Raw genomic sequence first — 23,308 nt, 5'->3', positions numbered from 1 at the left:
CCCGTGCAAGCAACGCGCCGCCGGGCAAAACATCAATGATAGGTTTTAATAATTTCCAGTACGCCGTTAATAATAAACTGCACGCCCATACAGACCAGTAAGAAGCCCATCAGACGAGAAATAGCTTCAATACCGCCCTTGCCCACCCAACGCATAATCGCGCCAGAGCTGCGCAAAGATCCCCATACAATAATTGCGATAAGCGCAAAAATAATGGGCGGTGCGACCGTGATAACCCACTCCGGGAACGTGCCGCCATCACGCACTGTTGAGGCAGAACTGATGATCATCGCTATCGTTCCTGGCCCTGCGGTGCTTGGCATCGCTAAGGGGACGAAGGCAATGTTGGCGGAAGGCTCCGTTTCCATCTCCTCGGATTTACTTTTTGCTTCCGGCGACTCATGCGCTTTTTGCGCCGGGAACAGCATCCGAAAACCGATAAACGCAACAATCAGCCCACCCGCAATACGCAGACCCGGAATCGAGATCCCGAAGGTGTTCATCACCAGTTGTCCGGCGTAATACGCCACCATCATGATCGCAAAAACGTACACAGAGGCCATCATCGACTGATGATTGCGCTCTGCGCTGTTCATATTCCCTGCCAGCCCTAAAAACAGCGCAACCGTCGTCAACGGGTTAGCCAGCGGCAGTAAAACCACCAGCCCAAGACTTATTGCTTTAATCAAATCCAACATCGTGCGTCGTCGTCCTTATCCATAATTCAACACCGCAATTATAGGGTGAAACAGGGCATTTCAGCCATTAGCACAACGTAAGGATTATTTACGCTGCTGAATCATAACTGTCCGTTATGTTTATGATTTGAAAGCCACAAAAAAAAGTTCATGAAACGTTTTAGCAATTCGTGGCATCGGCTGATTCATTCAGTTGACTTATACTTGCCTGAGCAATAATATCTGCCGTGACTAACTACTTGCCAGGGCAACCATTGTGAAAAGCACCAGTGATCTCTTTAACGAAATTATTCCGCTGGGTCGCCTTATCCATATGGTTAATCAGAAAAAAGATCGCCTGCTTAATGAATACCTGTCTCCGCTGGATATCACCGCAACACAGTTCAAAGTGCTGTGTTCCATTCGCTGCGAAGTGTGTATCACGCCGGTAGAGCTGAAAAAGGTGCTCTCTGTAGATCTCGGTGCCCTGACTCGAATGCTGGATCGACTCGTCTGCAAAGGATGGATAGAACGAAGCCCTAACCCGAATGACAAACGCGGCGTACTGGTGAAACTGACCAGCGACGGCGCGGCGATGTGTGAGCAATGTCATCAATTAGTAGGACAAACAACGCACCAGGAACTAACAAAAAACTTAACGGCGGATGAAGTGGCAACGCTTGAGCACTTGCTTAAGAAAATACTGCCGTAATACAGAAAGAGGTATGACGATGTCCAGACGCAATACTGACGCTATCACTATTCATAGCATTTTGGACTGGATCGAAGATAACCTGGAATCGCCGCTCTCCCTTGAGAAAGTGTCAGAGCGTTCAGGTTACTCAAAATGGCACCTGCAACGGATGTTTAAAAAAGAGACCGGTCATTCATTAGGACAATACATTCGCAGCCGTAAGCTGACGGAAATTGCCCAGAAGCTCAAAGAAAGCAATGAACCGATCCTTTATCTGGCGGAGCGGTATGGGTTTGAATCACAACAGACCTTAACGCGTACGTTTAAGAACTACTTCGACGTGCCGCCTCATAAGTACCGAATCACCAGTATGCCGGGTGAATCCCGATACCTGTATCCGCTGAAACATTGCAGTTGAATCACTGTAGCTAAACATCGCCTTTAAGACGTAACCGAGGAAATCATGAAATTCACCGTCTCCGCCGCCCTCGCCTTGCTGGTGCTTGTCTCCAGCCAGACCTTCGCGGAGCAAACCCCACAGGCAGCTCAGCAGAACAATCGCGATGCGATGATCATGCCCTCTGCCAATAATCAGACACCTTTCGATTTCAACCATATGGGTGCTGGTAGCGACAAATCCGACGAATTAGGCGTGCCCTATTACAACCAGCACGACCACTGATTCGTTTTGCCCCGCTGATGCGGGGCTTTTTTTTGTCTTAATTTCTCACCTGCGTCGCCCGACGCAAGCGCAAGCCAAACACGTTGATATACAGTCCGGCCATAATCAGCACCGCGCCAAGCAACTGCAACGCGCTGAGTTTCTCCCCCAACAATACCGCGGCGCTGGCAATACCAACGACCGGAACCAGCAAAGAAAGCGGCGCCACGCGCCAGGTTTCATAGCGGCCTAGTAATGATCCCCAGATACCGTAGCCAATGATGGTGGCCACAAAGGCCAGATAAACCAGCGATAAAATCGTGGTCAGGTCGATATTCACCAGGCTGTCCAGCATGACGGCCGGGCCATCAAAAATAGCTGATGCCACCATAAACGGAATGACAGGGATCATCGCACTCCAGACCACCAGCGACATCACCGGCGGGCGCGCCTCGTGCTGCATAATCAGCTTGTTGAAAATATTACCGCAGGCCCAGCTCAGCCCCGCCGCCAGGGTCAGCATAAAACCAAGCAACGCCACATGCTGCCCGTTCAGGCTGGCCTCAACCAGCACCAGTACACCAAATACGGCAAGGGTAATCCCCGCCAGCTGCTTGGCCTGCAACCGTTCGCCAAAGACAAAGGCGCCCAGAATAATGGTGAAGAAGGCCTGTGCCTGGAGTACCAGCGATGCCAGTCCGGCGGGCATCCCGAATTTGATGGCGCAAAACAGAAAGGCGAACTGACCAAAGCTGATGGTCAGGCCGTAACCCAGCAACAAGGTGAACGGGATTTTAGGACGGGCAACAAAGAAGATTGCCGGGAAGGCCACCAGCAGAAAGCGCAACCCCGCCAGCATTAATGGCGGCATGTTGTGCAAACCGACTTTGATTACGACGAAATTTAGCCCCCACACTACCACTACCAGCAACGCCAGTAGCCCGTCTTTACGCGTCATACCCTGCCCCTGATTATTAAATTTTTGTAAACAGATTCAAGGTAACGAAAAAATGCACGGAGGAAAAGATCATTAATTCTGGCAGTCAGTGGAAGCACTTACGGATAAATTAGGTGCTATACAAGCCCCTTATGGCGTGATAATCCTGATAAGACACAACAATAAATCATAAGCTAATGTCGGGCAGGAATATGAAACCATCTCTCAGGCGCTCAACCGCAGCGCTGTTGGCATCGTCATTGTTATTAACCATCGGTCGTGGGGCAACGCTGCCATTTATGACCATCTATCTGACGCGTATGTATAACATGAGCGTAGAGAATATCGGTTATGCACTGACCGTGGCGCTGACTATCGGCGTGGTGTTCAGCATGGGATTTGGCATCCTGGCGGATAAATTCGATAAGAAACGCTACATGTTGATCTCCATTACGGCCTTTATTGTGGGCTTTGTGGCGATCCCGCTGGTGGATAACGTCACCCTGGTGGTGCTGTTCTTTTCACTTATCAACTGCGCCTACTCGGTATTCTCAACGGTGCTGAAAGCCTGGTTTGCCGATGTGCTGACATCGAGCGAAAAGGCCCGTGTTTTCTCGCTGAACTACAGTTTTCTCAACATCGGCTGGACGGTCGGGCCGCCGATTGGTACCTGGCTTGTAATGTACAGCCTGCAACTGCCGTTCTGGCTGGCCGCCATTTGCGCCGCGCTGCCGCTGGTCTTTATTCAGTTTTACGTCCAGAAAAGCATTGCGTCTGACACGCCGCAGGAGACCACCCCGTGGCAACCCTCGATCCTGCTGAAAGACCGGGCGCTGATGTGGTATACGCTTTCCGGTCTACTCGCCTCCTACGTGGGCGGTTCATTCGCCACCTGTATCTCTCAGTACGTGCTGGCCGCTAATGCCGACAGCGATTTTGCGCAGAATGTGGTTGCAGTGGTGTTACCGGTGAATGCCGCCGTGGTAGTGACGCTGCAATATGCCATCGGGCGCAAGCTGTCCGCGGCGAACATTCGCCCCTTAATGGCGGTTGGCACGCTCTTTTTTGTACTCGGTCTCGGCGGGTTCATGTTCTCTGGCGAGAACCTTGTTTACTGGGGGATCGCCGCAGGGATCTTTACGCTGGGTGAGATTATTTATGCACCTGGTGAATACATGCTCATCGATAACATTGCCCCTCCGGGAATGAAAGCGAGCTATTTCTCTGCGCAGGCGCTGGGCTGGCTGGGTGCTGCGGCAAACCCGATGATCACCGGTATCATTCTGAGCCATCTGCCGCACTGGTCACTGTTTGCCATTATGATGGCGGCGATTGTGGTGGCCTGGCTGATGATCCTGCGCGGGATGAGCGTGAAAGCGTGGTGCGATACGCCAAAAGTCGCGTAACTTTGTAGGCCGGGTAAGGCGAAGCCGCCACCCGGCAATAAAACATCAGTGGTGCAACATCTCGTCTACCACCTGATCTTTGTACATCTCGTTAGGATAATAGGTTGGCCAGTTATCCATCTCTTTCAGCAGCGCCTCGTGAGAGGTGTTGCCCATAAAGATATGGAAATGAGAGGACGCTTTTGGCCCGATGATGTGGTCGCTGAACTGAACAAACTTCGGCGCACTGCTGCTGGCATCCTTACACTCAAACAGATAGCGAACACCTTTCTTACCTGAGGCGTATGTCAGGATTTTGTAGCCGCTGTAGTCGTAGTGACAGCTGCTGACCTCTCTGCCTTTGTGGAATTCCATGACGTTATTTTCAATGCCGATGCTGTCGACATCCGTGGCGTAGCCCGTGCGGTAATACGCTTTGACCTGGTCGAACGTTTTACTTTTATCCTTCGCGGCTTTCTGTTTGAAGACCGGATCCAACGAGCCGTCCAGCAGGAACGGATAGACAGACTGCCAGGTGCCGTCCCAGTCGGACAGTTTTCGGTCCTTCACATCTTTGTCAGCAAAAACGCCGTTCGCCGCCTTCTGTTCAGCTTCCGTCATCTGGTGACCATGTGAATGAGCAAAAAGCTGGCCGCTGACCAGCAGCGCCCCCAGAGTCATCGCAAATTTTCCAATATGTGCAGACAAAACAATACCCTCACTCCGTTTTATAAGAATGTGGATGTTATAATATAACATTTCAAATCGCAACCAGTCCGCGAACGCCTTCCTGCTCCATATTTTCGCCACGACCACGCTGAATGATGGTGCCGCGCGACATCAGCAAATAGCTGTCGGCCAGTTCAGCGGCAAAATCGTAAAATTGCTCAACCAGCAAAATAGCCATATCACCCCGGTCAGCCAGCTGGCGGATCACCTGGCCAATCTCTTTTATCACCGATGGCTGAATGCCTTCGGTTGGCTCATCCAGAATAAGCAGCTGCGGGCGGCTTGCCAGCGCACGGCCAATAGCCAGCTGCTGCTGTTGGCCACCGGAAAGATCGCCACCCCGGCGGTGTTTCATCTCTTTGAGCACCGGAAAGAGCTGCCAGATCTCCTCAGGGACGTTTTTCGCCTCGCGCGCAGAAAAGCGCGATAAGCCCAGAAGCAGGTTTTCTTCAACGGTTAAACGCGGGAAGATCTCCCGCCCCTGCGGTACATACGCCACGCCTGACTGCACGCGCTGATGGGGTTTGCTGTGCGTGATTTTCTTCCCCTGCCACAGCACCTCGCCCGTTTTGGCCGGAATCAGCCCCATCAGACATTTCAGCAACGTGGTTTTCCCCACGCCGTTGCGGCCTAAAAGGCAGGTGACTTCTCCCGTAATCGCTTCAAAGCTCACGCCGCGCAGAATATGGCTTCCGCCGTAATACTGATTCAGTTCGTTGACCTGTAACATCAATGCTCCTTAGCGTCCCAGATACACTTCAATCACCTGCTCGTTGGCCTGCACCTCGCGAAGCGAGCCTTCCGCCAGCACCCGTCCCTGGTGCAGCACCGTCACGTGATCGGCAATGGTTTCAACAAATCCCATATCGTGCTCAACCACCATCAGCGAATGTTTACCCGCCAGCGTCCTGAACAGCTCCGCTGTGTATTCGGTTTCGGCATCCGTCATCCCGGCGGCAGGCTCGTCGAGCAGCAATAAATGCGGGTCTTGCACCAACAACATGCCGATTTCCAGAAACTGTTTCTGCCCGTGGGAAAGCAGCCCGGCGCGCCTGTCACGCTCGCTGCTCAGACGTAACAGCACCAGCATCTCGTCGATACGGTCAGCCTGTTCACCGCTGAGCTTTGCCCGCAGGCTAGCCCACACGGATTTATCACACTTCATAGCCAGTTCCAGGTTTTCCCATACCGTCAGCGCTTCAAATACCGTGGGTTTCTGGAATTTTCTGCCAATGCCCTGACGGGCGATCGCCGCAGGATCCAACGCAGTGAGATCGATTGACTGGTCGTACACCGCCCGCCCGCTTTGCGGCCGGGTCTTGCCGGTGATGACGTCCATAAGGGTGGTTTTACCGGCGCCATTGGGGCCAATCACACAACGTAATTCGCCCACGCCGATGTTTAACGACAGGTTGGTCAGCGCCTGAAACCCGTCGAAATTGACGTTAATGGCCTCAAGTTGCAGCACCGGGTCGGTCTGGTCGCGGTAGCGATCGCCGGGCAACTGGCGGGTAAAGAGTCCTTCGGCTGGCTGCATTATTTCTCTCCCTTACGAAACAGGCCGTAGACACCGCGCGGTAAAAACAGGGTGACGGCGATAAAAATCAGCCCCAGAAACAGCTGCCAGTACTCCGGCATTGCCACAGTGAAGATGCTTTTTGCGCCGTTGACCAGCGCAGCGCCAACAACCGGGCCGACCAACGTGCCACGGCCCCCCAGCGCCACCCAGATAGCGGCTTCAATCGAGTTGGTGGGCGACATTTCGCCCGGGTTGATAATACCCACCTGCGGGACATACAACGCCCCCGCCAGGCCGCACAGCACGGCGGACAACGTCCACACCAGCAGCTTAAAACCACGTGGTTCGTAGCCGCAGAACGTCAGGCGGTTCTCTGCATCACGCACGGCGGTCAGAATGCGACCAAATTTGCTTTTCGCCAGCGCAAAACCGATACCCAGCGTCAGCAACAGCAGCACAACGGTGGCCAGGAACAGCGCAATCCGCGTGGACGTCGCGGTGACCGAAAAGCCGAGCAGCGTTGTAAACCCCGTAAAGCCGTTGTTGCCGCCAAAGCCGGTCTCATTACGAAAGAACAGCAACATGCCTGCGTAGGTCAGCGCCTGGGTCATGATCGAGAAATAGACCCCTTTAATCTTTGAGCGAAACGCAAACCAGCCGAACACCAGCGCCAGCAGACCGGGGATCATCACAATTAACACTAACGCCCAGGCAAAATGCTGGGTACCCCACCAGAACCAGGGCAGCTCGCTCCATGAGAGAAACGACATAAACGCGGGCAGCCCATCACCTGCCGCCTGGCGCATCAGGTACATCCCCATCGCATAACCGCCCAGCGCGAAGAAAATGCCATGCCCTAACGACAGCATCCCCGCGTAGCCCCATACCAGATCCAGTGCGACGGCCACAATGGCGTAACAGAGAATTTTGCCTATCAGGGTGAGCATCCAGGTTGATAACGCCAGTGGGTGCGTGGCGGGTAACAGCGCCAGAAAAGGCAACACCAGCAGCAGTGTCACCAGCAGGCTGCCGAGAATTTGCGTGGTACGCGGCGCTTTACGCGCCAGCGTTAAGGTAAGTGGCTGGCTCATCAGTCAATAACCCTCCCTTTGAGTGCAAACAGCCCCTGCGGACGCTTTTGAATGAACAGAATGATGGCCACCAGGATCAGGATTTTGCCAAGAACAGCGCCCATCTGCGGTTCAAGGATTTTATTGAAAATCCCAAGACCAAAGGCCGCCGCCACGCTCCCGGCCAACTGGCCGACACCGCCAAGTACCACCACCAGGAACGAGTCGATGATGTAACCCTGGCCCAGTTCAGGCCCCACATTGCCCAGCTGTGATAACGCCACACCGCCCAGACCGGCAATGCCCGACCCCAGCCCAAAGGCCAGCATATCGATGCGCCCGGTTGGCACGCCGCAACAAGCCGCCATGCTGCGGTTTTGCGTTACCGCACGCACGTTCAGCCCCAGACGGGTTTTATTCAGGGTAAGCCAGGTAAAGAACAGCACCAGCAGCACAAAACCGAGCACCACAATGCGGTTCCACGGCAGCGTCAGGTTGGCAAAAACCTGCACCCCGCCAGAGAGCCAGGCCGGGTTTGCCACTTCGAGGTTTTGCGCGCCAAACGTCATCCTCACCAGCTGGATAATCATCAGGCTGATCCCCCAGGTTGCCAGCAGGGTTTCCAGTGGGCGGCCATACAGATGGCGGATAACGGCGCGTTCGAGCACCATGCCAACGCTGGCAGTCAGCATAAAGGCCACCGGCAGCGCCACCACCGGATACAGCGCCAGCCACTGCGGGGTAAATTCTGCCATGGCCTGTTGCACCATCCAGGTGGCATACGCTCCCAGCATCAACATCTCGCCGTGCGCCATGTTGATAACGCCCAGTAATCCATAGGTGATGGCCAGCCCCAGCGCAGCCAGCAGCAGTACGGAACCCAGCGACAGCCCCATAAAGGCCTGGCCGAGTAGATCGCCCCACATCAGGCGGTGTTTAATGTGATTCAGGCTCTCTTCTGCGGCAGCACGCACTCTGACGTCCGGTTCCGTTTGCGCCTGAGCAAATGGCGTCAGTTTTGCCTGAACATCCGGATCGTCAGACTGCCCCAAAAGCGCCACTGCCTTGAGGCGCACGTCGGCCTGTGGGCTGGTCAGTTGCAGATTCGCCAGCGCCAGCAACAGCGCCTGGCGCGCAACATCATCCGTTTCACTGCTCGCCCGCTTTTGCAGGAAATCGAGCATATCGGGCTGTGCGTCACGCTGGAGTTGTCTTGCGGCATCACGCCTTTGCGTGACACTGTCACTCACAAGCTGATGCGTGGCCAGCGCCGTGGCCGCCAGAACCCGCAGGCGGTTAGTCAGACGTACTGCTTTTGGCTGCCCTTCAGCGACCGTTGCTTCTCCCAAAGGGACCATCGCACCGTTGCTGCGGGTAAACGCATGTTTTTGACTATCCAGATAGAGATTTTCTTTTTGTAGCGCCTGCAACAGCGGCAGCCGGGCCGTTTGCGGCGAGGCTGCCCACTGTTCCAGCATCGCAGCCTGCTGGCTGCGGTTGGCGGCAACAAAATCATCAGCATCCGATGCCTGCGCCATCCCTGGCAGCAGTCCGGTAAGCCATACAACAGCGACAATAACGCGCATGATATTCATGGCTTTTCTCCCTTTGACAATGACTTAGTTGCTGGCCGTTTTCATTGGCTGATCGGGTTTTTTGTCATTACCGGCAATGAACGGACTCCACGGCTGGGCGCGTACAGGCTGTTCCGTCTGCCAGACCACGTTAAACTGCCCGTTACCTTCAATTTCGCCAATCATGACCGGCTTATGCAGATGGTGGTTGGTGGCATCCATGGTCAGCGTAAAACCGGATGGTGCTTTGTAAGATTGCCCCGCCATCGCCGCACGGACTTTATCCACATCGGTGGTGCCGGCTTTTTCTACTGCCTGCGCCCACATGTGGATCCCCACGTAGGTGGCTTCCATCGGATCGTTGGTGACGACGGTATCGGCGTTAGGCAACTTGTGCGCTTTGGCGTAGGCTTTGTAATCCGCCACAAAGGCCTGGTTGGTTGGGTTATCAACGGACTCAAAATAGTTCCACGCCGCAAGGTTACCCACCAGCGGTTTGGTATCGATGCCGCGCAGTTCTTCTTCACCGACGGAGAACGCCACCACCGGCACATCGGTCGCTTTCAGGCCCTGGTTTGCCAGCTCTTTATAGAACGGAACGTTGGAATCGCCGTTAATGGTGGAAACCACAGCCGTTTTGCCGCCCGCAGAGAATTTCTTGATATTGGCGACGATGGTCTGGTAATCAGAGTGGCCGAACGGGGTGTATACCTCTTCGATATCTTTATCCTGAACCCCTTTCGAGTGCAGGAACGCGCGCAGGATTTTGTTGGTGGTGCGCGGATAAACATAATCGGTGCCTAGCAGGAAGAAGCGTTTGGCACTGCCGCCGTCTTCACTCATCAGATATTCCACCGCCGGGATAGCCTGCTGGTTTGGCGCCGCCCCGGTATAGAAGACGTTTGGCGACATCTCTTCGCCTTCATATTGCACCGGATAGAACAATAAACCGTTCAGCTCTTCAAAGACCGGCAATACGGATTTACGTGATACCGATGTCCAGCAGCCAAACACCACCGCCACCTTATCCTGACTCAACAGCTGACGGGCTTTTTCCGCGAACAGCGGCCAGTTAGACGCCGGGTCGACCACCACGGGCTCAAGCTTTTTACCCAGTACGCCACCTTTCGCGTTGATCTCATCGATCGTCATCAGGGCAACATCTTTCAGGGGCGTTTCAGAGATAGCCATCGTGCCGGACAACGAGTGCATGATCCCCACTTTGATGGTATCCGCAGCCTGTACACCAAAACTCATTCCCATAGCGACCACAGAGGCCGACAGTGCAAAAGCTTTTACAAAGGTACGACGGTGCATATTTTCACTCCTGAAAAGAAAGCTGTGCTAACGTCCGTTACCGCGTGGACGCAGAAAATAAACATGTGTCAGCTTAGGAGGAGCAAAAAGGATGCCAGAATGAAAAACGTGGATTTTCGGGGCCGGAATGACGGGCGGAGGGGAAAACGACTCAGAATGGTACAGCGCTGCACTTTAATAATGCAGCGCTGTGCCAGAAGTATTACCAGACTTCGCTGGCGATTTGCGTCACCAGGCGCACTTTGTCCCACTGTTGGGTTTCGCTCAGGGTGTTGCCCTCTTCAGTGGAGGCAAAACCGCACTGCGGGCTTAAGCAAATCTGCTCTTTCGCGACATATTTTGCCGCCTCTTCCAGACGCGCCTTCACGCCCTGCGGGTTTTCCAGCTCGCCATTTTTGGTGGTGATAAGCCCCAGTACCACCTGCTGTTTACCCGGACGGATAAAACGTAATGGCGCAAAGTCACCACTGCGGTCGTTATCATACTCCAGGAAGAAGGCATCGACGTTGACCGTACCAAACAGCACTTCAGCCACCGGCTCGTAACCGCCTTCAGAAATCCAGGTTGAACGGAAATTACCGCGACAAACATGCAGGCCGATGGTCAGGTCGTCTGGTTTTCCTTCCAGCGCTTTATTCAGCACGCGGGCATAGATACGCGCCAGATCGTCAGCATCATCCCCACGCTCGCGGATCTGACGACGCTGATCGTCAGAGCAGAGATACGCCCAGACGGTGTCATCCAGTTGCAGATAGCGACAACCTGCGGCATAGAACGCCTGGATCGCATCGCGCCAGGTGGTCGCCAGGTCGTCAAAATAGGCATCCAGATCCGGGTAGACCGTTGCGTCGATATCTTTGCGACCGCCACGGAAATGCAGCACGCTTGGGCTTGGAATGGTCATCTTCGGCTGCGCATTTCCGCTGATGCTCTTCAGGTAGCGGAAATCAGCCAGCATTGGATGGTCGCCAAAGCCCAGCTTGCCGGTGACACGCACGCCGTGGGCTTTGGTCTGAACCCCGTTGAACTGGATCCCCTGCTGAGAATCATAACGCTCAACGCCCTGCAACCCGTCGAAGAAATCGAAATGCCACCAGGCGCGACGAAACTCCCCGTCGGTGACCACATGCAGGCCGCAGGCACACTGCTGTTCGACAACATGGCGGATAGCCTCGTTCTCAACAGCGCGAAGCTGACCGGCATCAATCTCACCGCTGGCAAATTTCAGACGAGCCTGTTTGATGGCATCCGGGCGTAAAAAACTGCCTACTACATCGGCGCGGTACGGGGCGTGTTGTCGCTGCATGGAAATCTCCTGTTTCTGTCGGCAGATAATTGCCAACAGTGATAATTCATCTCTTGAACCTTTAGACTTCTGGATGTCTAAATGTCCAAAAAAGATGTCATACCCACCGCGTCACGACAAACGAGAAAATTTCACATGTGTTGAAAAAAATTCATCTTCAGCCAGGTACGGATGAAATTTGCCCGGAGAAGTCGAAGTTTTCATCCTGCCAGCCGGTGATCCCGCCGAGCATGATTTTTACCGGCAACCCCAGACGGGCGAGCTTCAGCGCAGCTCTGTCGGCACCGTTACAGTGCGGTCCGGCACAATAGACCACAAAGACCGTGTCTTCTGGCCACTGCGCCATGCGCTCCGCCGTGATCTGACTCCAGGGCAGATGAACGGCGCCCGGAACATGACGACAGGCAAACTGCTCGGGTTTACCCACCACGTGCAGCAAAACAAAATCCTGATCGTTATTGGTCATGGCGTAATGCACATCGGCGCAGTCGGTTTCCACGCTCAGGCGGCGCAGAAAATGGGCAACGGCCTCCTGTGGCTCGGCAGCCGGAAATTCCGTAACATAACTCATGAACCTTTCTCCTCTATGGCGTTTGTGTTAACACTACTCTATCCACAAATTCACCTACTGAATGCGTCCGCTCATGCCAGAAAACCGCAAAAAGATGACAACGTTAAGACAGCTTTCCCCGCCGCAGGTTGTCGTGCTGGCCTATGACGGGCTGTGTACTTTTGAGTTTGGCGTAGCGGTTGAAGTTTTCGGGCTTCCGCGCCCTGAAATGGGTGACGACTGGTATCGTTTTGCCGTGGCGGCGGTTGATGAGGGTGAGCTTCGGGCGACGGGCGGGATCCGCATTCTGGCCGACGGCGATCTCCGTTTGCTGGAACACGCCGACCTGATCGTGGTACCGGGCTGGCGAGGAATAGACTCACCGGTGCCGGAGGCCCTGTGCGACGCGCTGCGTCAGGCCAGCGCTCGGGGCTGCCAGGTGATGTCTATCTGCTCCGGGGTGTTCGTGCTGGCCGCCGCTGGATTACTCGACGGACGTCGCGCCACAACCCACTGGCGCTATATTGAGACGCTTAAAACGCGTTTTCCGGACATCGACGTGATTGAAGACGTGCTATATCAGGATGAGGGGGATATTCTGACCTCCGCCGGCAGCGCGGCGGGCATTGATTTATGCCTGCACGTGGTCCGCCGGGATTTCGGCATGGAAGCGGCGAATCGCGTTGCCCGCCGTCTTGTTATTCCACCTCATCGGGATGGCTCGCAGACACAGCAGTTAAGCCGCCCGGTGGCGCAACTGCGGGAAAGCCAGCGTTTTGGGCAGTTGTTTGATTTTCTTCATCAGCATCTGGCGCAGCCACACAGCGTCGATTCCCTCTCCCGGCGCGTGGGCATGAGCCAGCGCACCTTTCTGCGCCGCTTTAAGGACGCAACGGGCACAACACCCACGCGCTGGTTGCTGAACGAAAGACTGCTGCGGGCGAAAGATTATCTGGAAAACAGCCGCTTAAGCATCGACAGCATTGCCGAACAAACCGGGTTTGGACAAGCGGCTACGTTGCGCCACCATTTCCGCCAGCATTTCGCACTTTCACCGGCGCAGTATCGCAAACAGTTCGCCCTTTCATCTGAACGGCCCTGATGGCGGACAGGCAAAAAAAACCGCCATTGAATGGCGGTAAATGCTTGCATGGATAGATTTGTATTTAGGTATCAACATCCTCGCCATTCCATGACGGGTTGTGTACTGCGATCACCCTATCACGGGTCGTCTCAACAAATGCTAAACAACGCAATGAACCTGTTTAACGATCAGGACTGGGTGGCTTCCGCGTCTTTGGTATTGATTTGCAGATACTTCATCAACCCCTGATTTGCGCTCTGTTTTGCATCGTCGTTGATGGCTTCAAGATAAAAAGAGCGTGATACATCGTAAGGGGCCTGTTCAGCCGAATAGACCGCAAACTGGAAGCTTTTTCCGCGTTTTTGATTCAGGCAATCCAGCTCCCAGCGCTTATCGTCAATCTGGATGCTGGTGCAGGACACTTTGCCGTAGTCGCTAGTCAGATATGAACCCACTCGGGATTCGGCAGATTCCATAAAATCAGGTTTGTTATTATAGGCATAACTGACACACGCTGTTGCCGCTACAGCGATGACTGCAATAGCCACAGAGAGTAATTTTTTCATTTTGGAAGATCCCATTCCTAAGCCACAAAAAAGCCATTATATAAGATTTATCCTGAACTCACAGTTATCTTTATTTACCAAAAATGGCTGGTTTTTAGATTTATATTGTCACCAGGCCGCCATGCCAGATTCTGTCGACGCTGTTGTTCAATTAACCGCCTATATCCAGAATCATACCAGGTATATTTTTCGGATTATTTCCCGCCCTCTCTGGGAATTTTCCAAATATCCAGGCCGATTCCTAATCTCAGGACACATCCACATTTCCTCCATTTTTCAATGCTCAAATCTGCATCGTCAAACAAAAGAGAAAGGAAACTTTAAAATGAAAAAAATCGCCACACTTACTGCGGTCATCGCGCTGGGCCTGTCGTCTTACGCGTTTGCGGATAATAAGCCACCCGTGCCGTTTGAAAAGCAGCCGGCTGAGCACAATCAAAAACAACCTCCTCGTGACGGCAAGCAACCTCAGCATAAGAGTAAAGAATCGCAACACAATATGAATGGCGATAAGTCTCAGCATCGTGGCGATAAACCACAACACGACGGGAAACGCCCACAGCATAATGACGGCAAACACCCGCCAAAAGACGGTAAGAAACCATTAGTGCCGCAAGACCAGCGTAATTAATATACAGGGGCGTTATGCCCCTGTTTTATTTCCGGTTACCACAGAAACTGACAATCCCTTTGCGTGAATTTGAATAGTTGAATAATAACTCAATAAAACTATCTGCATCATAGCCGTGAAATGTAATTCAGCGGTGAAATAATGTTTAGAAAAGGGTTATCGGCAATCATGTTGATCTGCGCATTATTTTCGGGTCAGTTGATGGCAGGACACAAAGGGCACACCTTTTTATGGGTGAAGAATGTCGATCATCAGCTTCGTCATGAAGCCGACAGCGACGAATTACGCGCTATAGCAGAGGAATCTGCGGAGGGCTTGCGCGAACACCATCACTGGCAGAAATCGCGCAAACCCGAAACCCACTTCCGGTGATTAACTGCCTTTACGTTTTGGCAGGGTTTTCATCAGATCTTCAGGGCTGACAGAGGCCACAATACTGCCCGGCTGCGGCATTTTGAAGATGTGGTTTTTCATCTTACCGATGACGTGCATTTCGCACGGACGGCAGTCAAATTTCAGGGTCAATACCTCGTCCCCGTTCACCAACTGCATCGGGGTCGCTTTCCAGCTTTTAATATTGCCCTTCGCCTGTTTCGGACACAGGTTAAACGCAAAGCGCAGACAGTGCTTGGTGATCATCACCGGTACATCGCCCTTCTCTTCATGCGCTTCATACGCCGCGTCAATTAGCTGCACGCCATAGCGATGATAGAACTCGCGCGCCTTATGGTTGTAGACGTTTGCGAGGAAAGATAAATGCGAGTCAGGATAAACCGGCGCAGGCACAGAAACGGCTTTACGGCTGCCGCGCGGATAGTTAACCAGGCGCGCCTCATCGAGCATTTCTGCCGTTTCGCGACGGAACTGATTCAGCAAGCTATTTGGCACAAACAGCGCATCCGGCAGGTTAACGTCGATATTGCGCGCGTAATAAAGGGTTTGCCCCAGCTTCGCCACCCCATCCTTCAGGTTGTTCAGCGCTTTTTCCGCGTTGTTAGCCACCTCGAACTGACCATCAAGCGTATGGGTCACGCTAATGCCATCTTCGCTGGTCATGGTCAGAATCAGCTGTTCTTCCCAGCCGCCCAGCTCAATATCCACCGCAATCCGGCGCTCGCTGGACGTTTTCAGTAACGCCTGCTGCCAGTTGTGGTCAAGGTTACGGTTAAGTGCCGCATTGGGGCGTGCTTTATAGAGATCGGCTGGCATCTCATTTGGCCAGACGCGATAACGATTTTCACCGGTTTTTTCAACCGTGTTGGCGCGGAATCCTACCACTTCACGCTTGATCATCACGTTCAGGCCATCGCCGTTCGCCAGCGGCTCGGTCACTTCCACGTCCAGGTGATCTTTGGCCACTTTTAGCACTTCGCCTACGGGCAAGCCCACAAACTTCGGTGAATCGAACGCGCCAATGTCACCTTTACGCGCATTCACGAAGTAATCGGTACTACCACGGTGGAAGGTTTTATCGGTCGATGGGATAAAGAAGTGCTCGGTACGCCCGGCTGACGCGCGCGCCAGGTCACCGCGATCTTCAATAATGGCATCCAGCATTTGACGATAGTGCGCGGTGATGTTTTTCACGTAGCTCATGTCTTTGTAACGGCCTTCAATCTTGAAGGAGCGCACACCGGCGTCGATCAGCGCGCCGAGGTTGGCGGTCTGATCGTTATCTTTCATGGAAAGCAGGTGTTTTTCGAACGCGACGACACGGCCCTGATCGTCTTTCAGGGTGTACGGCAGACGGCACGCCTGAGAGCAATCGCCACGGTTGGCGCTGCGTCCGGTCTGGGCGTGAGAAATATTGCACTGCCCGGAATAGGCAACGCACAGTGCGCCGTGGATAAAGAACTCGATGGTGGCATCTGTGGCCTGGTGGATATCGCGGATCTGGTTCAGGTTCAGCTCACGCGCCAGCACTATCTGAGAGAAACCGACGTCGGATAGGAACTTCGCCTTTTCTACGGTGCGGATATCGCACTGGGTACTGGCGTGCAGTTCAATCGGCGGAATATCCAGCTCCAGTACGCCCATGTCCTGCACGATCAGCGCATCAACGCCGGTCTGATACAGGTCAGTGATCAGACGCTGCGCAGGCTCCAGCTCATCATCATGAAGAATGGTGTTCAGGGTCACGAACACTTTCGCCCCAAAGCGATGGGCGAACGGCACCAGCTCGGCAATATCGCTCAGGCTGTTGCTGGCGTTATGGCGGGCACCGAAGCCAGGGCCACCAATGTAGACGGCATCAGCACCATGAAGGATCGCTTCACGGGCAATGGCGGCATCGCGGGCCGGGCTTAAAAGTTCAAGATGATGGGATTGCAGGCGCATACTTCGTCGTTATCCGTTATGGTCAAAATGGCGGCTATTGTAGTCAGAAGTATGCGTCAGCGAAACAGTTTTGCGTACCTTCAGCGGGGATAATGAATCAGTGAATGAAAGTGCACCGTCAGAGCGCTGCTGTTACGGTACGCATGGGGTTTATCGCCCGCAAAACGCACGCCAGAATCAGCCTGAAACGTGCGCCATTCACCGTCGATATGCATATCAAGCTCGCCGCTTATCACCACCACATGTTCAATGACGCCCGCTTCGTGCGGCGTGGATTCACTCATCGCGCCGGGCGCAAGGGTTATTGAGAAATGATCGTATTTCAACACCTCGTCCCAGGGGAATAACGGTTTAACCACCATCGCCTGCTGCTGCGGATCAAACACCGCTTCCGGGTTGGCCTGAGGCGTGATGAAGGCGGAAAAAGGCACGTTAAGTCCGGTCGCTATTTTCCAGAGCGTCGAAACCGTGGGGCTGGATTCGTTGCGCTCGATTTGTCCGAGCATCGCTTTCGACACGCCCGTCTCTTCTGCAAGCTTTGACAGGCTCCACCCGCGTGTCTGGCGCAGGGTTTTCAGTGTGGATGCAAGATGTTGAGTTATGTCCATAAATCCTCCCGTTGGCGCAAAGTGTAACACTTGTACGCTATAGCGCACAGTGTTACATTGCTTCGGACGCTATAACGCACGATGGAGTTTTTATGCGCAGTTCAACGCCTCTCTTCCCCGCCATTCTGGCCGGTTTTGTTGCCGTGCTGGTGGGCTATGCCAGCTCGGCGGCCATTATCTGGCAGGCTGCTGCTGCCGCGGGGGCGAACGCCCAGCAGATTGCCGGGTGGATGACCGCGCTGGGTATTGGAATGGGTGTCAGCACTCTTGCACTCTCCTGGTGGTATAAAGCGCCAGTGCTCACCGCCTGGTCCACGCCGGGTGCCGCTCTGTTGGCCACCAGCCTGCACGACGTGACGCTGGCAGAAACGATCGGTATTTTTATTTTTGCCAACGCACTCATCCTGCTGTGCGGGCTGACCGGGCTGTTTGCCCGGCTGATGAAGCTTATTCCGCACTCCCTGGCGGCGGCTATGCTGGCCGGGGTACTGCTGCGCTTCGGCCTTCAGGCCTTCAGCCATCTCGACGGTCATTTTCTGCTGTGCGGCAGTATGCTGGCGGCGTGGTTAATTGCCAAAGCGTTTGCGCCGCGCTACGCCATTGTGGCCACCCTGTTGGTTGGCGGGGTCGTTGCCTGGGCTGGTGGTGACGTTGCCACGGATAAAATCACCCTTTCGGTGGTTATGCCGCAATTTATCGCCCCCACATTTACCTTTACCAGTCTGGTCAGCATCGGTTTGCCGTTTTTCCTGGTGACCATGGCCTCGCAGAATGCCCCCGGCTTTGCCACCATGAAAGCCTCCGGTTATCCGCTGGCGGTGTCGCCGCTCATCATCATCACCGGCGGGATTGCCTTGCTGTTTTCACCGTTCGGGGTCTATTCCATCTGTATCGCGGCAATCACCGCCGCCATTTGCCAGAGTCCTGATGCACACCCGGATGCCGGTAAACGCTGGATTGCCGCCGCTGCTGCGGGCATTTTCTATCTTCTGGCGGGCGTGTTTGGCGGCTCCATTACCGGGCTGATGGCCGCCCTGCCGCTGAGCTGGATCCAGACACTGGCCGGGCTGGCACTGCTGGGCACCATCAGTGGAAGTTTGTATCAGGCACTGAATAACGAAGCGGAGCGTGACGCGGCGATTGTCACTTTCCTGATGACCGCCAGCGGGGTAACGATTCTGGGAATTGGTTCTGCGTTCTGGGGGCTGGTTGCTGGCGGGATTTGCTACAGCGTGTTTCTACGCGCTCGCCGCACGTAACTGAGAGGGCGTCATGCCCATTACGCTGCGAAAGCGGTTGCTGAAATGACTGGCAGAGTTAAAGCCGCAGGCGAGCGCAATATCGGTCAGCGGCTGGTTGCTTTGCGTGACCAGTACCCTGGCTTTTTCCATCCGGCGCAGCATCACGTACTGATGCGGCGCTTGCTGCATTGACTGGCGGAACATACGGGCAAAGTGATACTCACTGAGCGCAGCCTGAGCGGCAAGCTCAGCCAGCGTCAGCGGTTGCGCGAGGTTTTCTTCAATAAAGGCCAGTACGTTTCGCAAAACAAACGGCGACAATCCCCCTGTCACCACCGGCAGTTTCCATTGCACGTTGGCGTAGTTTTGCAGCAAATGCGTTAGCAACATCGTCGATGCCGTGCTCAGGGTGAGCTGATTGGCTTTTTGCTGCCAGTCGCAGCCGAGTAAAAACTGGCGATACAGCGCGGTAATTTTCGGGTCGCTGCCAAAGATTTTTTCATCAAGCGTCAGGGATAACGGGCGCTTATCCCAGATTTTCTCGCCGATATCGCGCAAATGTTCATCGGTACAGTAAAGATGGACAAACGACAGGTCATCGCGGATATCCCAGGTGGATTCACTCTCTTTGGGCATCAGGCAGAAACGATCCGGGCCGCCACCATTCTTCCAGCCACCCGGCGTTTTTTGATAACTCTCATAGCCGTCAGCCACGTACAGGCTAAGGGTATGGTGATCGCTCTTAACGGTGATGGTGTCGTGCTTGTTGTACCACGCAGCCAGTTGAATACCGGAGTTGAGCGCAACGGTTTCCCGGAGCACCGCGTTCTGTTGGCGTAGCGTTTCAAAGGTTTCGTAAGCGTGGGACATAACCATTAACACGTCATTAATCAGAGTATCAGTCTAAGAATTGTTGCCCCCTGTTGCCAGTGCCCTGACGATAAAAAAGCGCAAGAATTTGCAAGTCCACCGCAAGCGGGTGAAAGCGTGTCAGGCTGACAACCGCCACACTGAGGTTTTCCGCGGTTTGAGAAGAGAGAAAACATGAACGCACTGTTGTACGGGCTGGTGGTGGTTATCTGGGGAACCACCTGGATTGCGATTTTTCTGCAACAAGGGCCTGTCGCGGCCCCCGTGTCCATTTTTTGGCGCTTTGCCGTTGCCTGCGCCATCATGATGATTGTCCTGGTCGCCCTTCGTCGTCTGCGCAAACTGTCATTGCGTGACCATTTATTCTGCATCATTCAGGGCTGCTGCGTGTTCTGCTTCAACTTCTGGTGCTTTTACACCGCGGCGGCGCACATCAACACCGGGCTTGAGTCTGTCATTTTCAGCATGGCCGTACTGTATAACGCCATCAACAGTTATATCTTCTTCGGCCAGCGTCCACCGGCACGCTTCTGGACGGCAGCGGCTCTGGGGTTAATCGGTATTATCACCCTCTTCTGGGACGACCTGCTGGCAAGTGGCTGGAGCGCCTCACTGCTGACGGGGATTGGCCTTTCCGCGCTGGGGACTTATGGGTTCTCACTGGGGAATATGATCAGTATACGTCACCAGCGAAACGGGCTGGAAACCATGACCACCAACGCCTGGGCGATGCTCTACGGGACGCTGGTGATGGGCTGTATAGCCCTTATCCGGGGAGACAGCTTTGTACCTGAGTGGACGGTAAGCTATATCGGCGCACTGCTTTATCTGGCGCTGTTTGGTTCGGTGATTGCGTTTGGTGCTTATTTTACGCTGGTGGGACGGATCGGCGCGGGAAAAGCGGCTTACAGCACGCTCCTGTTTCCGCTGGTTGCGTTGTCTATCTCAACCGTTTACGAAGGCTACGTGTGGCATATGAACGGGATTGTTGGGCTGTTGCTGATTCTGGGTGGGAATATGGTGATGTTTACCAAACCAGAAACCTGGTTCAGGCGTCTGCGTACGGCATAAAAAAACGGCCTGCATCATGCAGGCCGTCATCAGTACTATTTCATTGGTTTTTTCACATCAAACATGGTGGCATCGGTTGCCATGTCATCCACAACCTGTTTCAGGGTTGCGAAGCCCATCGGCGTATTTTCGTTTGCCAGCTCTTTACCTTCACCTTTACGAACGACTTTCATGACCGGTTTTCCGGTTTTCGCATCGATCAACTCACCTTCGAAGTACAGGTGGGTGTCCATAGTACGGTGTCCAGACGCCATCTGCGTACCTGCAACCACCAGCGCCACTGGCACCACTTCATAGAACTGCAAGCCTTCCTGTTTAGAGGTGACACCCGTAATGGCACCACGGAAAATCAGGCTACGTGGCCCTGGCGTAGCGACGATCGGTTTACGTTGACCAATCGCGGTTTTCATTTTGTTGTTGGTGTAGCTCAGCAGTTCATCCAGTGTTTTTTGACCAATTTGGGTCGTAGGTTTTGGCACCGGATAATAGGTAATTGGGTTCCAGACAATACTGTCATAGTTGGCTTCATTGTAAGACGGGTCAACCCAACGCAGGGTTGGTTTACCTGTCGCAGAGGTCGTCTGCTGCAAGCCAGAATAATCTTTTAAAAAGCCGGAGTATTGCTCAGGAGCGGCGACTTTTGAAGAACAGCCCGCCACCGCCAACAGACCAGTAAGCACTGCAACTTTAAAAAAAGTGTGAGTACGCATGATGGTATTCCATGTTATCTGCAAGTATGCATTTGAAGTTATAGCAAAAGTCAGAGGGAGTTGTTGTGGCAAAAAATGATGCAGAGAGCACAAATTGCGAAAAGACTGCCCGGACGCAATCCGGGCAGTGAAAATTACTCCTTAATATCCACTTGCCAGAACAGATGTTTGCCAAATGGATCGATTTCGTAGCCTGTGACTTCTTTGCGTACCGGCTCAAAAATGGTTGAGTGGGCAATCATGACGGCGGGCATTTGATCGTGCATCATCTGCTGCGCCTCTTTGTATAACGCCACGCGTTTATCGTGATCGGTTATCGATTTAGCTTCGGCAATAATTTTATCAAATGGCTTATAACACCATTTCGCCGAATTTGACCCGCCGTTGGCAGAAGTACAGGTAAACAGCGGGCCAAAGAAGTTATCCGGGTCGCCCGTCGCCGTTGTCCAGCCCATCAGCGCCGCCTGGTGTTCACCGCCCTTCACACGCTTGAGGTATTCGCCCCACTCGTAGGTGACGATTTTGGTTTGCACACCAATCTTCGCCCAATCGGCCTGAATCATCTCAGCCATGCGCTTAGCGTTCGGGTTATACGGCCGCTGAACCGGCATCGCCCACAAATCAATGCTGATACCGTTGGCAAATCCGGCCTCTTTGAGCAGGGCTTTGGCTTTTTCAGGAGAGTAGTCGTAATCCTTCAGCTCGCTGTCGGCACTCCAGACACCCGGCGGCAACAGATTCTTCGCCGCGGTTCCGGTACCGTGGAACACGGCATCGATAATTGCCGGTTTGTTGATGGCCATCGCCAGCGCCTGACGAACCTTCACGTTATCCAGCGGCGGCTTTTGAGTATTAAACGCCAGGAATCCGGTGTTAAGCCCCGCCTTGCTCATCAGGTTGATATCTTTGTTGGCCTTCATGCGCGGCAGATCGGCCGGGTTCGGGAACGGCATTACCTGGCACTCATTTTTCTCGATTTTGGCAAAACGCACCGAGGCATCCGGGGTAATGGTAAAGACCAGACGATCGAGTTTCGATTTACCCTGCCAGTAATCCGGGAAGGCGGTAAACAGAATGCGGGAATCCTTCTGATACTGCGCCAGTCGGAACGGGCCGGTGCCAATCGGCTCCATATCGACCTTCTCTGGCGTCCCGGCTTTGAGCATCGCATCGGCATATTCAGCCGACAGGATCGAGGCAAAATACCAGGCCAGGTCGGCCACAAACGGGGCTTCCGGGTGCGCCAGGGTAAAGCGCACCGTATGGTCATCCACCCTGTCGATGGCGGTGATCAGGCTGCCAAACTCCAGACTTTCGAAGTTGGAATAGCTGCCATTAGAGACATTGTGATAAGGGTGATTGACGTCTTTCTGGCGCATGAAAGAGAAAATGACGTCATCAGCGTTAAAGTCGCGCGTTGGCGTAAAGGATTTATTGCTCTGGAATTTGACCCCTTTGCGCAGATGGAAGGTATAGACCTTGCCGTCTTCACTCACATCCCAGCTTTCTGCCAGGCTCGGCACCAGCTCGGTAGTGCCGGGTTTAAAGTCTACCAGGCGGTTATAGACCGGTACGGCGCTGGCATCCACACTGGTGCCAGACGTATACAACTGAGGATTGAAGTTCTCCGGCGATCCTTCGGAGCAATACACCAGCGTTTTTGCACTAACGGCGGAACTGGCCGTCAGGGCTGCAAGCGCCAGCGTTAACATGGTGAGTTTGCTTTTCATCTTTTTTCCTGTCTTTTTAATTCGACGGCTAATTAATTCTT

At 53.9% G+C, this 23,308-nt stretch carries 25 protein-coding genes; 9 read left to right on the top strand and 16 right to left on the bottom strand.

Annotation, left to right across the window (positions count from 1 at the left end):
• Window positions 1–32: 32 nt before the first annotated feature.
• Window positions 33–698, bottom strand: a complete 666-nt coding sequence (locus F3J30_RS00635; RefSeq protein WP_014070274.1) for a MarC family NAAT transporter — start codon at window positions 696–698, stop codon at window positions 33–35.
• 256 nt (window positions 699–954) lie between these two features.
• Here F3J30_RS00635 and marR point away from each other — a divergent pair, with 256 nt between their 5' ends.
• The 3 genes from marR to marB are packed head-to-tail and all read left to right on the top strand — an operon-like array spanning window position 955 to window position 2,053.
• Window positions 955–1,389, top strand: a complete 435-nt coding sequence (gene marR / locus F3J30_RS00630; protein WP_014070273.1) for a multiple antibiotic resistance transcriptional regulator MarR — start codon at window positions 955–957, stop codon at window positions 1,387–1,389.
• A gap of 19 nt (window positions 1,390–1,408) precedes the next feature.
• The gene (gene marA / locus F3J30_RS00625; RefSeq protein ID WP_001303241.1) at window positions 1,409–1,789 is read left to right on the top strand and encodes an MDR efflux pump AcrAB transcriptional activator MarA; all 381 of its coding nucleotides are present in this window, start codon (window positions 1,409–1,411) and stop codon (window positions 1,787–1,789) included.
• Between the two features lie 45 nt (window positions 1,790–1,834).
• Window positions 1,835–2,053, top strand: coding sequence for a multiple antibiotic resistance protein MarB (gene marB / locus F3J30_RS00620; protein WP_014070272.1), 219 nt, complete (start codon window positions 1,835–1,837; stop codon window positions 2,051–2,053).
• A gap of 37 nt (window positions 2,054–2,090) precedes the next feature.
• Here marB and eamA read toward each other — a convergent pair whose 3' ends face one another.
• The gene (gene eamA / locus F3J30_RS00615; RefSeq protein WP_166715285.1) at window positions 2,091–2,990 is read right to left on the bottom strand and encodes an O-acetylserine/cysteine exporter; all 900 of its coding nucleotides are present in this window, start codon (window positions 2,988–2,990) and stop codon (window positions 2,091–2,093) included.
• A 191-nt stretch (window positions 2,991–3,181) separates the two neighbouring features.
• Here eamA and ydeE point away from each other — a divergent pair, with 191 nt between their 5' ends.
• The gene (gene ydeE / locus F3J30_RS00610; RefSeq protein WP_166715284.1) at window positions 3,182–4,375 is read left to right on the top strand and encodes an efflux MFS transporter YdeE; all 1,194 of its coding nucleotides are present in this window, start codon (window positions 3,182–3,184) and stop codon (window positions 4,373–4,375) included.
• A 45-nt stretch (window positions 4,376–4,420) separates the two neighbouring features.
• Here ydeE and zinT read toward each other — a convergent pair whose 3' ends face one another.
• The 8 genes from zinT to F3J30_RS00570 form a co-directional block, all read right to left on the bottom strand.
• On the bottom strand, window positions 4,421–5,062 hold the full coding sequence (zinT, locus tag F3J30_RS00605; RefSeq protein ID WP_014070269.1) for a metal-binding protein ZinT: 642 nt from the start codon (window positions 5,060–5,062) through the stop codon (window positions 4,421–4,423).
• A 52-nt stretch (window positions 5,063–5,114) separates the two neighbouring features.
• Window positions 5,115–5,813, bottom strand: a complete 699-nt coding sequence (gene urtE, locus F3J30_RS00600) for an urea ABC transporter ATP-binding subunit UrtE (protein WP_166715283.1) — start codon at window positions 5,811–5,813, stop codon at window positions 5,115–5,117.
• Between the two features lie 9 nt (window positions 5,814–5,822).
• Entirely contained in the window at window positions 5,823–6,620 is a 798-nt protein-coding gene (gene urtD, locus F3J30_RS00595; protein ID WP_166715282.1) for an urea ABC transporter ATP-binding protein UrtD, read from the bottom strand.
• On the bottom strand, window positions 6,620–7,693 hold the full coding sequence (gene urtC / locus F3J30_RS00590) for an urea ABC transporter permease subunit UrtC (protein WP_166715281.1): 1,074 nt from the start codon (window positions 7,691–7,693) through the stop codon (window positions 6,620–6,622). Before urtC ends, urtD begins: the two co-directional genes overlap by 1 nt.
• Window positions 7,693–9,267: an urea ABC transporter permease subunit UrtB gene (urtB, locus tag F3J30_RS00585; RefSeq protein WP_166715280.1), complete on the bottom strand. Its 1,575-nt coding sequence runs from the start codon at window positions 9,265–9,267 to the stop codon at window positions 7,693–7,695. Before urtB ends, urtC begins: the two co-directional genes overlap by 1 nt.
• A gap of 24 nt (window positions 9,268–9,291) precedes the next feature.
• Complete coding sequence (gene urtA, locus F3J30_RS00580; protein WP_014070264.1) at window positions 9,292–10,563, bottom strand: urea ABC transporter substrate-binding protein; 1,272 nt, start codon at window positions 10,561–10,563, stop codon at window positions 9,292–9,294.
• Window positions 10,564–10,765: 202 nt separating this feature from the next.
• A complete protein-coding gene (locus F3J30_RS00575; RefSeq protein ID WP_166715279.1) occupies window positions 10,766–11,869 on the bottom strand; it encodes a cobalamin-independent methionine synthase II family protein in 1,104 nt (367 codons plus the stop codon).
• A 157-nt stretch (window positions 11,870–12,026) separates the two neighbouring features.
• The gene (locus F3J30_RS00570) at window positions 12,027–12,440 is read right to left on the bottom strand and encodes a rhodanese-like domain-containing protein (RefSeq protein ID WP_166715278.1); all 414 of its coding nucleotides are present in this window, start codon (window positions 12,438–12,440) and stop codon (window positions 12,027–12,029) included.
• A 73-nt stretch (window positions 12,441–12,513) separates the two neighbouring features.
• Between F3J30_RS00570 and ftrA the strand changes: the two genes are divergently transcribed.
• Entirely contained in the window at window positions 12,514–13,521 is a 1,008-nt protein-coding gene (ftrA, locus tag F3J30_RS00565; protein ID WP_166715277.1) for a transcriptional regulator FtrA, read from the top strand.
• A gap of 170 nt (window positions 13,522–13,691) precedes the next feature.
• Here the strand turns inward: ftrA and F3J30_RS00560 are convergent, their stop codons facing one another.
• On the bottom strand, window positions 13,692–14,069 hold the full coding sequence (locus F3J30_RS00560; RefSeq protein WP_166715276.1) for a hypothetical protein: 378 nt from the start codon (window positions 14,067–14,069) through the stop codon (window positions 13,692–13,694).
• Window position 14,070: 1 nt separating this feature from the next.
• Here F3J30_RS00560 and F3J30_RS22535 point away from each other — a divergent pair, with 1 nt between their 5' ends.
• Both F3J30_RS22535 and F3J30_RS00550 read left to right on the top strand, forming a co-directional pair.
• Window positions 14,071–14,700, top strand: a complete 630-nt coding sequence (locus F3J30_RS22535) for a hypothetical protein (RefSeq protein ID WP_247650476.1) — start codon at window positions 14,071–14,073, stop codon at window positions 14,698–14,700.
• Window positions 14,701–14,841: 141 nt separating this feature from the next.
• Window positions 14,842–15,072 (top strand): DUF2554 family protein, encoded by a 231-nt coding sequence (locus tag F3J30_RS00550; protein WP_014070258.1) that lies wholly within the window; start codon window positions 14,842–14,844, stop codon window positions 15,070–15,072.
• Here F3J30_RS00550 and F3J30_RS00545 read toward each other — a convergent pair whose 3' ends face one another.
• Together F3J30_RS00545 and F3J30_RS00540 are read right to left on the bottom strand one after the other, a co-directional pair.
• A complete protein-coding gene (locus F3J30_RS00545) occupies window positions 15,073–17,037 on the bottom strand; it encodes a U32 family peptidase (RefSeq protein ID WP_166715275.1) in 1,965 nt (654 codons plus the stop codon). It lies immediately after the preceding gene.
• A gap of 80 nt (window positions 17,038–17,117) precedes the next feature.
• A complete protein-coding gene (locus tag F3J30_RS00540; protein ID WP_014070256.1) occupies window positions 17,118–17,645 on the bottom strand; it encodes an XRE family transcriptional regulator in 528 nt (175 codons plus the stop codon).
• Between the two features lie 71 nt (window positions 17,646–17,716).
• Here F3J30_RS00540 and F3J30_RS00535 point away from each other — a divergent pair, with 71 nt between their 5' ends.
• On the top strand, window positions 17,717–18,904 hold the full coding sequence (locus tag F3J30_RS00535; protein WP_348771113.1) for a benzoate/H(+) symporter BenE family transporter: 1,188 nt from the start codon (window positions 17,717–17,719) through the stop codon (window positions 18,902–18,904).
• Here F3J30_RS00535 and F3J30_RS00530 read toward each other — a convergent pair.
• Window positions 18,884–19,756 carry a helix-turn-helix transcriptional regulator gene (locus F3J30_RS00530; protein WP_166716674.1) on the bottom strand — a complete coding sequence of 291 codons (873 nt, stop codon included), beginning with the start codon at window positions 19,754–19,756 and terminating at the stop codon, window positions 18,884–18,886. The genes F3J30_RS00535 and F3J30_RS00530 overlap by 21 nt on opposite strands.
• Before the next feature lie 174 nt (window positions 19,757–19,930).
• Between F3J30_RS00530 and F3J30_RS00525 the strand changes: the two genes are divergently transcribed.
• Window positions 19,931–20,827: an EamA family transporter gene (locus F3J30_RS00525; RefSeq protein WP_166715273.1), complete on the top strand. Its 897-nt coding sequence runs from the start codon at window positions 19,931–19,933 to the stop codon at window positions 20,825–20,827.
• A gap of 35 nt (window positions 20,828–20,862) precedes the next feature.
• On the opposite strand, the gene F3J30_RS00520 is transcribed toward F3J30_RS00525, so the two are convergent.
• Window positions 20,863–21,537 carry a DUF3313 domain-containing protein gene (locus tag F3J30_RS00520; protein WP_014070252.1) on the bottom strand — a complete coding sequence of 225 codons (675 nt, stop codon included), beginning with the start codon at window positions 21,535–21,537 and terminating at the stop codon, window positions 20,863–20,865.
• Window positions 21,538–21,671: 134 nt separating this feature from the next.
• A complete protein-coding gene (locus F3J30_RS00515; RefSeq protein ID WP_166715272.1) occupies window positions 21,672–23,267 on the bottom strand; it encodes an ABC transporter substrate-binding protein in 1,596 nt (531 codons plus the stop codon).
• Between the last annotated feature and the right edge of the window lie 41 nt (window positions 23,268–23,308).

The sequence above is a fragment of the Enterobacter sp. Tr-810 genome, from assembly GCF_011752765.1.
GTDB classification, from domain to species: Bacteria; Pseudomonadota; Gammaproteobacteria; order Enterobacterales; family Enterobacteriaceae; genus Enterobacter; species Enterobacter soli.
This window is presented reverse-complemented; position numbering and strand designations above follow the sequence as displayed.

What these genes read in the sequence shown, in the direction of transcription:
- F3J30_RS00635 (WP_014070274.1), bottom strand. Translation starts at nt 698, where the DNA reads ATGTTGGATTTGATTAAAGCAATAAGTCTTGGGCTGGTGGTTTTACTG.
- marA (WP_001303241.1), top strand. Translation starts at nt 1,409, where the DNA reads ATGTCCAGACGCAATACTGACGCTATCACTATTCATAGCATTTTGGAC.
- marB (WP_014070272.1), top strand. Translation starts at nt 1,835, where the DNA reads ATGAAATTCACCGTCTCCGCCGCCCTCGCCTTGCTGGTGCTTGTCTCC.
- eamA (WP_166715285.1), bottom strand. Translation starts at nt 2,990, where the DNA reads ATGACGCGTAAAGACGGGCTACTGGCGTTGCTGGTAGTGGTAGTGTGG.
- ydeE (WP_166715284.1), top strand. Translation starts at nt 3,182, where the DNA reads ATGAAACCATCTCTCAGGCGCTCAACCGCAGCGCTGTTGGCATCGTCA.
- urtE (WP_166715283.1), bottom strand. Translation starts at nt 5,813, where the DNA reads ATGTTACAGGTCAACGAACTGAATCAGTATTACGGCGGAAGCCATATT.
- urtD (WP_166715282.1), bottom strand. Translation starts at nt 6,620, where the DNA reads ATGCAGCCAGCCGAAGGACTCTTTACCCGCCAGTTGCCCGGCGATCGC.
- urtC (WP_166715281.1), bottom strand. Translation starts at nt 7,693, where the DNA reads ATGAGCCAGCCACTTACCTTAACGCTGGCGCGTAAAGCGCCGCGTACC.
- urtB (WP_166715280.1), bottom strand. Translation starts at nt 9,267, where the DNA reads ATGAATATCATGCGCGTTATTGTCGCTGTTGTATGGCTTACCGGACTG.
- urtA (WP_014070264.1), bottom strand. Translation starts at nt 10,563, where the DNA reads ATGCACCGTCGTACCTTTGTAAAAGCTTTTGCACTGTCGGCCTCTGTG.
- F3J30_RS00575 (WP_166715279.1), bottom strand. Translation starts at nt 11,869, where the DNA reads ATGCAGCGACAACACGCCCCGTACCGCGCCGATGTAGTAGGCAGTTTT.
- F3J30_RS00570 (WP_166715278.1), bottom strand. Translation starts at nt 12,440, where the DNA reads ATGAGTTATGTTACGGAATTTCCGGCTGCCGAGCCACAGGAGGCCGTT.
- ftrA (WP_166715277.1), top strand. Translation starts at nt 12,514, where the DNA reads ATGCCAGAAAACCGCAAAAAGATGACAACGTTAAGACAGCTTTCCCCG.
- F3J30_RS00560 (WP_166715276.1), bottom strand. Translation starts at nt 14,069, where the DNA reads ATGAAAAAATTACTCTCTGTGGCTATTGCAGTCATCGCTGTAGCGGCA.
- F3J30_RS00550 (WP_014070258.1), top strand. Translation starts at nt 14,842, where the DNA reads ATGTTTAGAAAAGGGTTATCGGCAATCATGTTGATCTGCGCATTATTT.
- F3J30_RS00545 (WP_166715275.1), bottom strand. Translation starts at nt 17,037, where the DNA reads ATGCGCCTGCAATCCCATCATCTTGAACTTTTAAGCCCGGCCCGCGAT.
- F3J30_RS00540 (WP_014070256.1), bottom strand. Translation starts at nt 17,645, where the DNA reads ATGGACATAACTCAACATCTTGCATCCACACTGAAAACCCTGCGCCAG.
- F3J30_RS00530 (WP_166716674.1), bottom strand. Translation starts at nt 19,756, where the DNA reads ATGTCCCACGCTTACGAAACCTTTGAAACGCTACGCCAACAGAACGCG.
- F3J30_RS00525 (WP_166715273.1), top strand. Translation starts at nt 19,931, where the DNA reads ATGAACGCACTGTTGTACGGGCTGGTGGTGGTTATCTGGGGAACCACC.
- F3J30_RS00520 (WP_014070252.1), bottom strand. Translation starts at nt 21,537, where the DNA reads ATGCGTACTCACACTTTTTTTAAAGTTGCAGTGCTTACTGGTCTGTTG.
- F3J30_RS00515 (WP_166715272.1), bottom strand. Translation starts at nt 23,267, where the DNA reads ATGAAAAGCAAACTCACCATGTTAACGCTGGCGCTTGCAGCCCTGACG.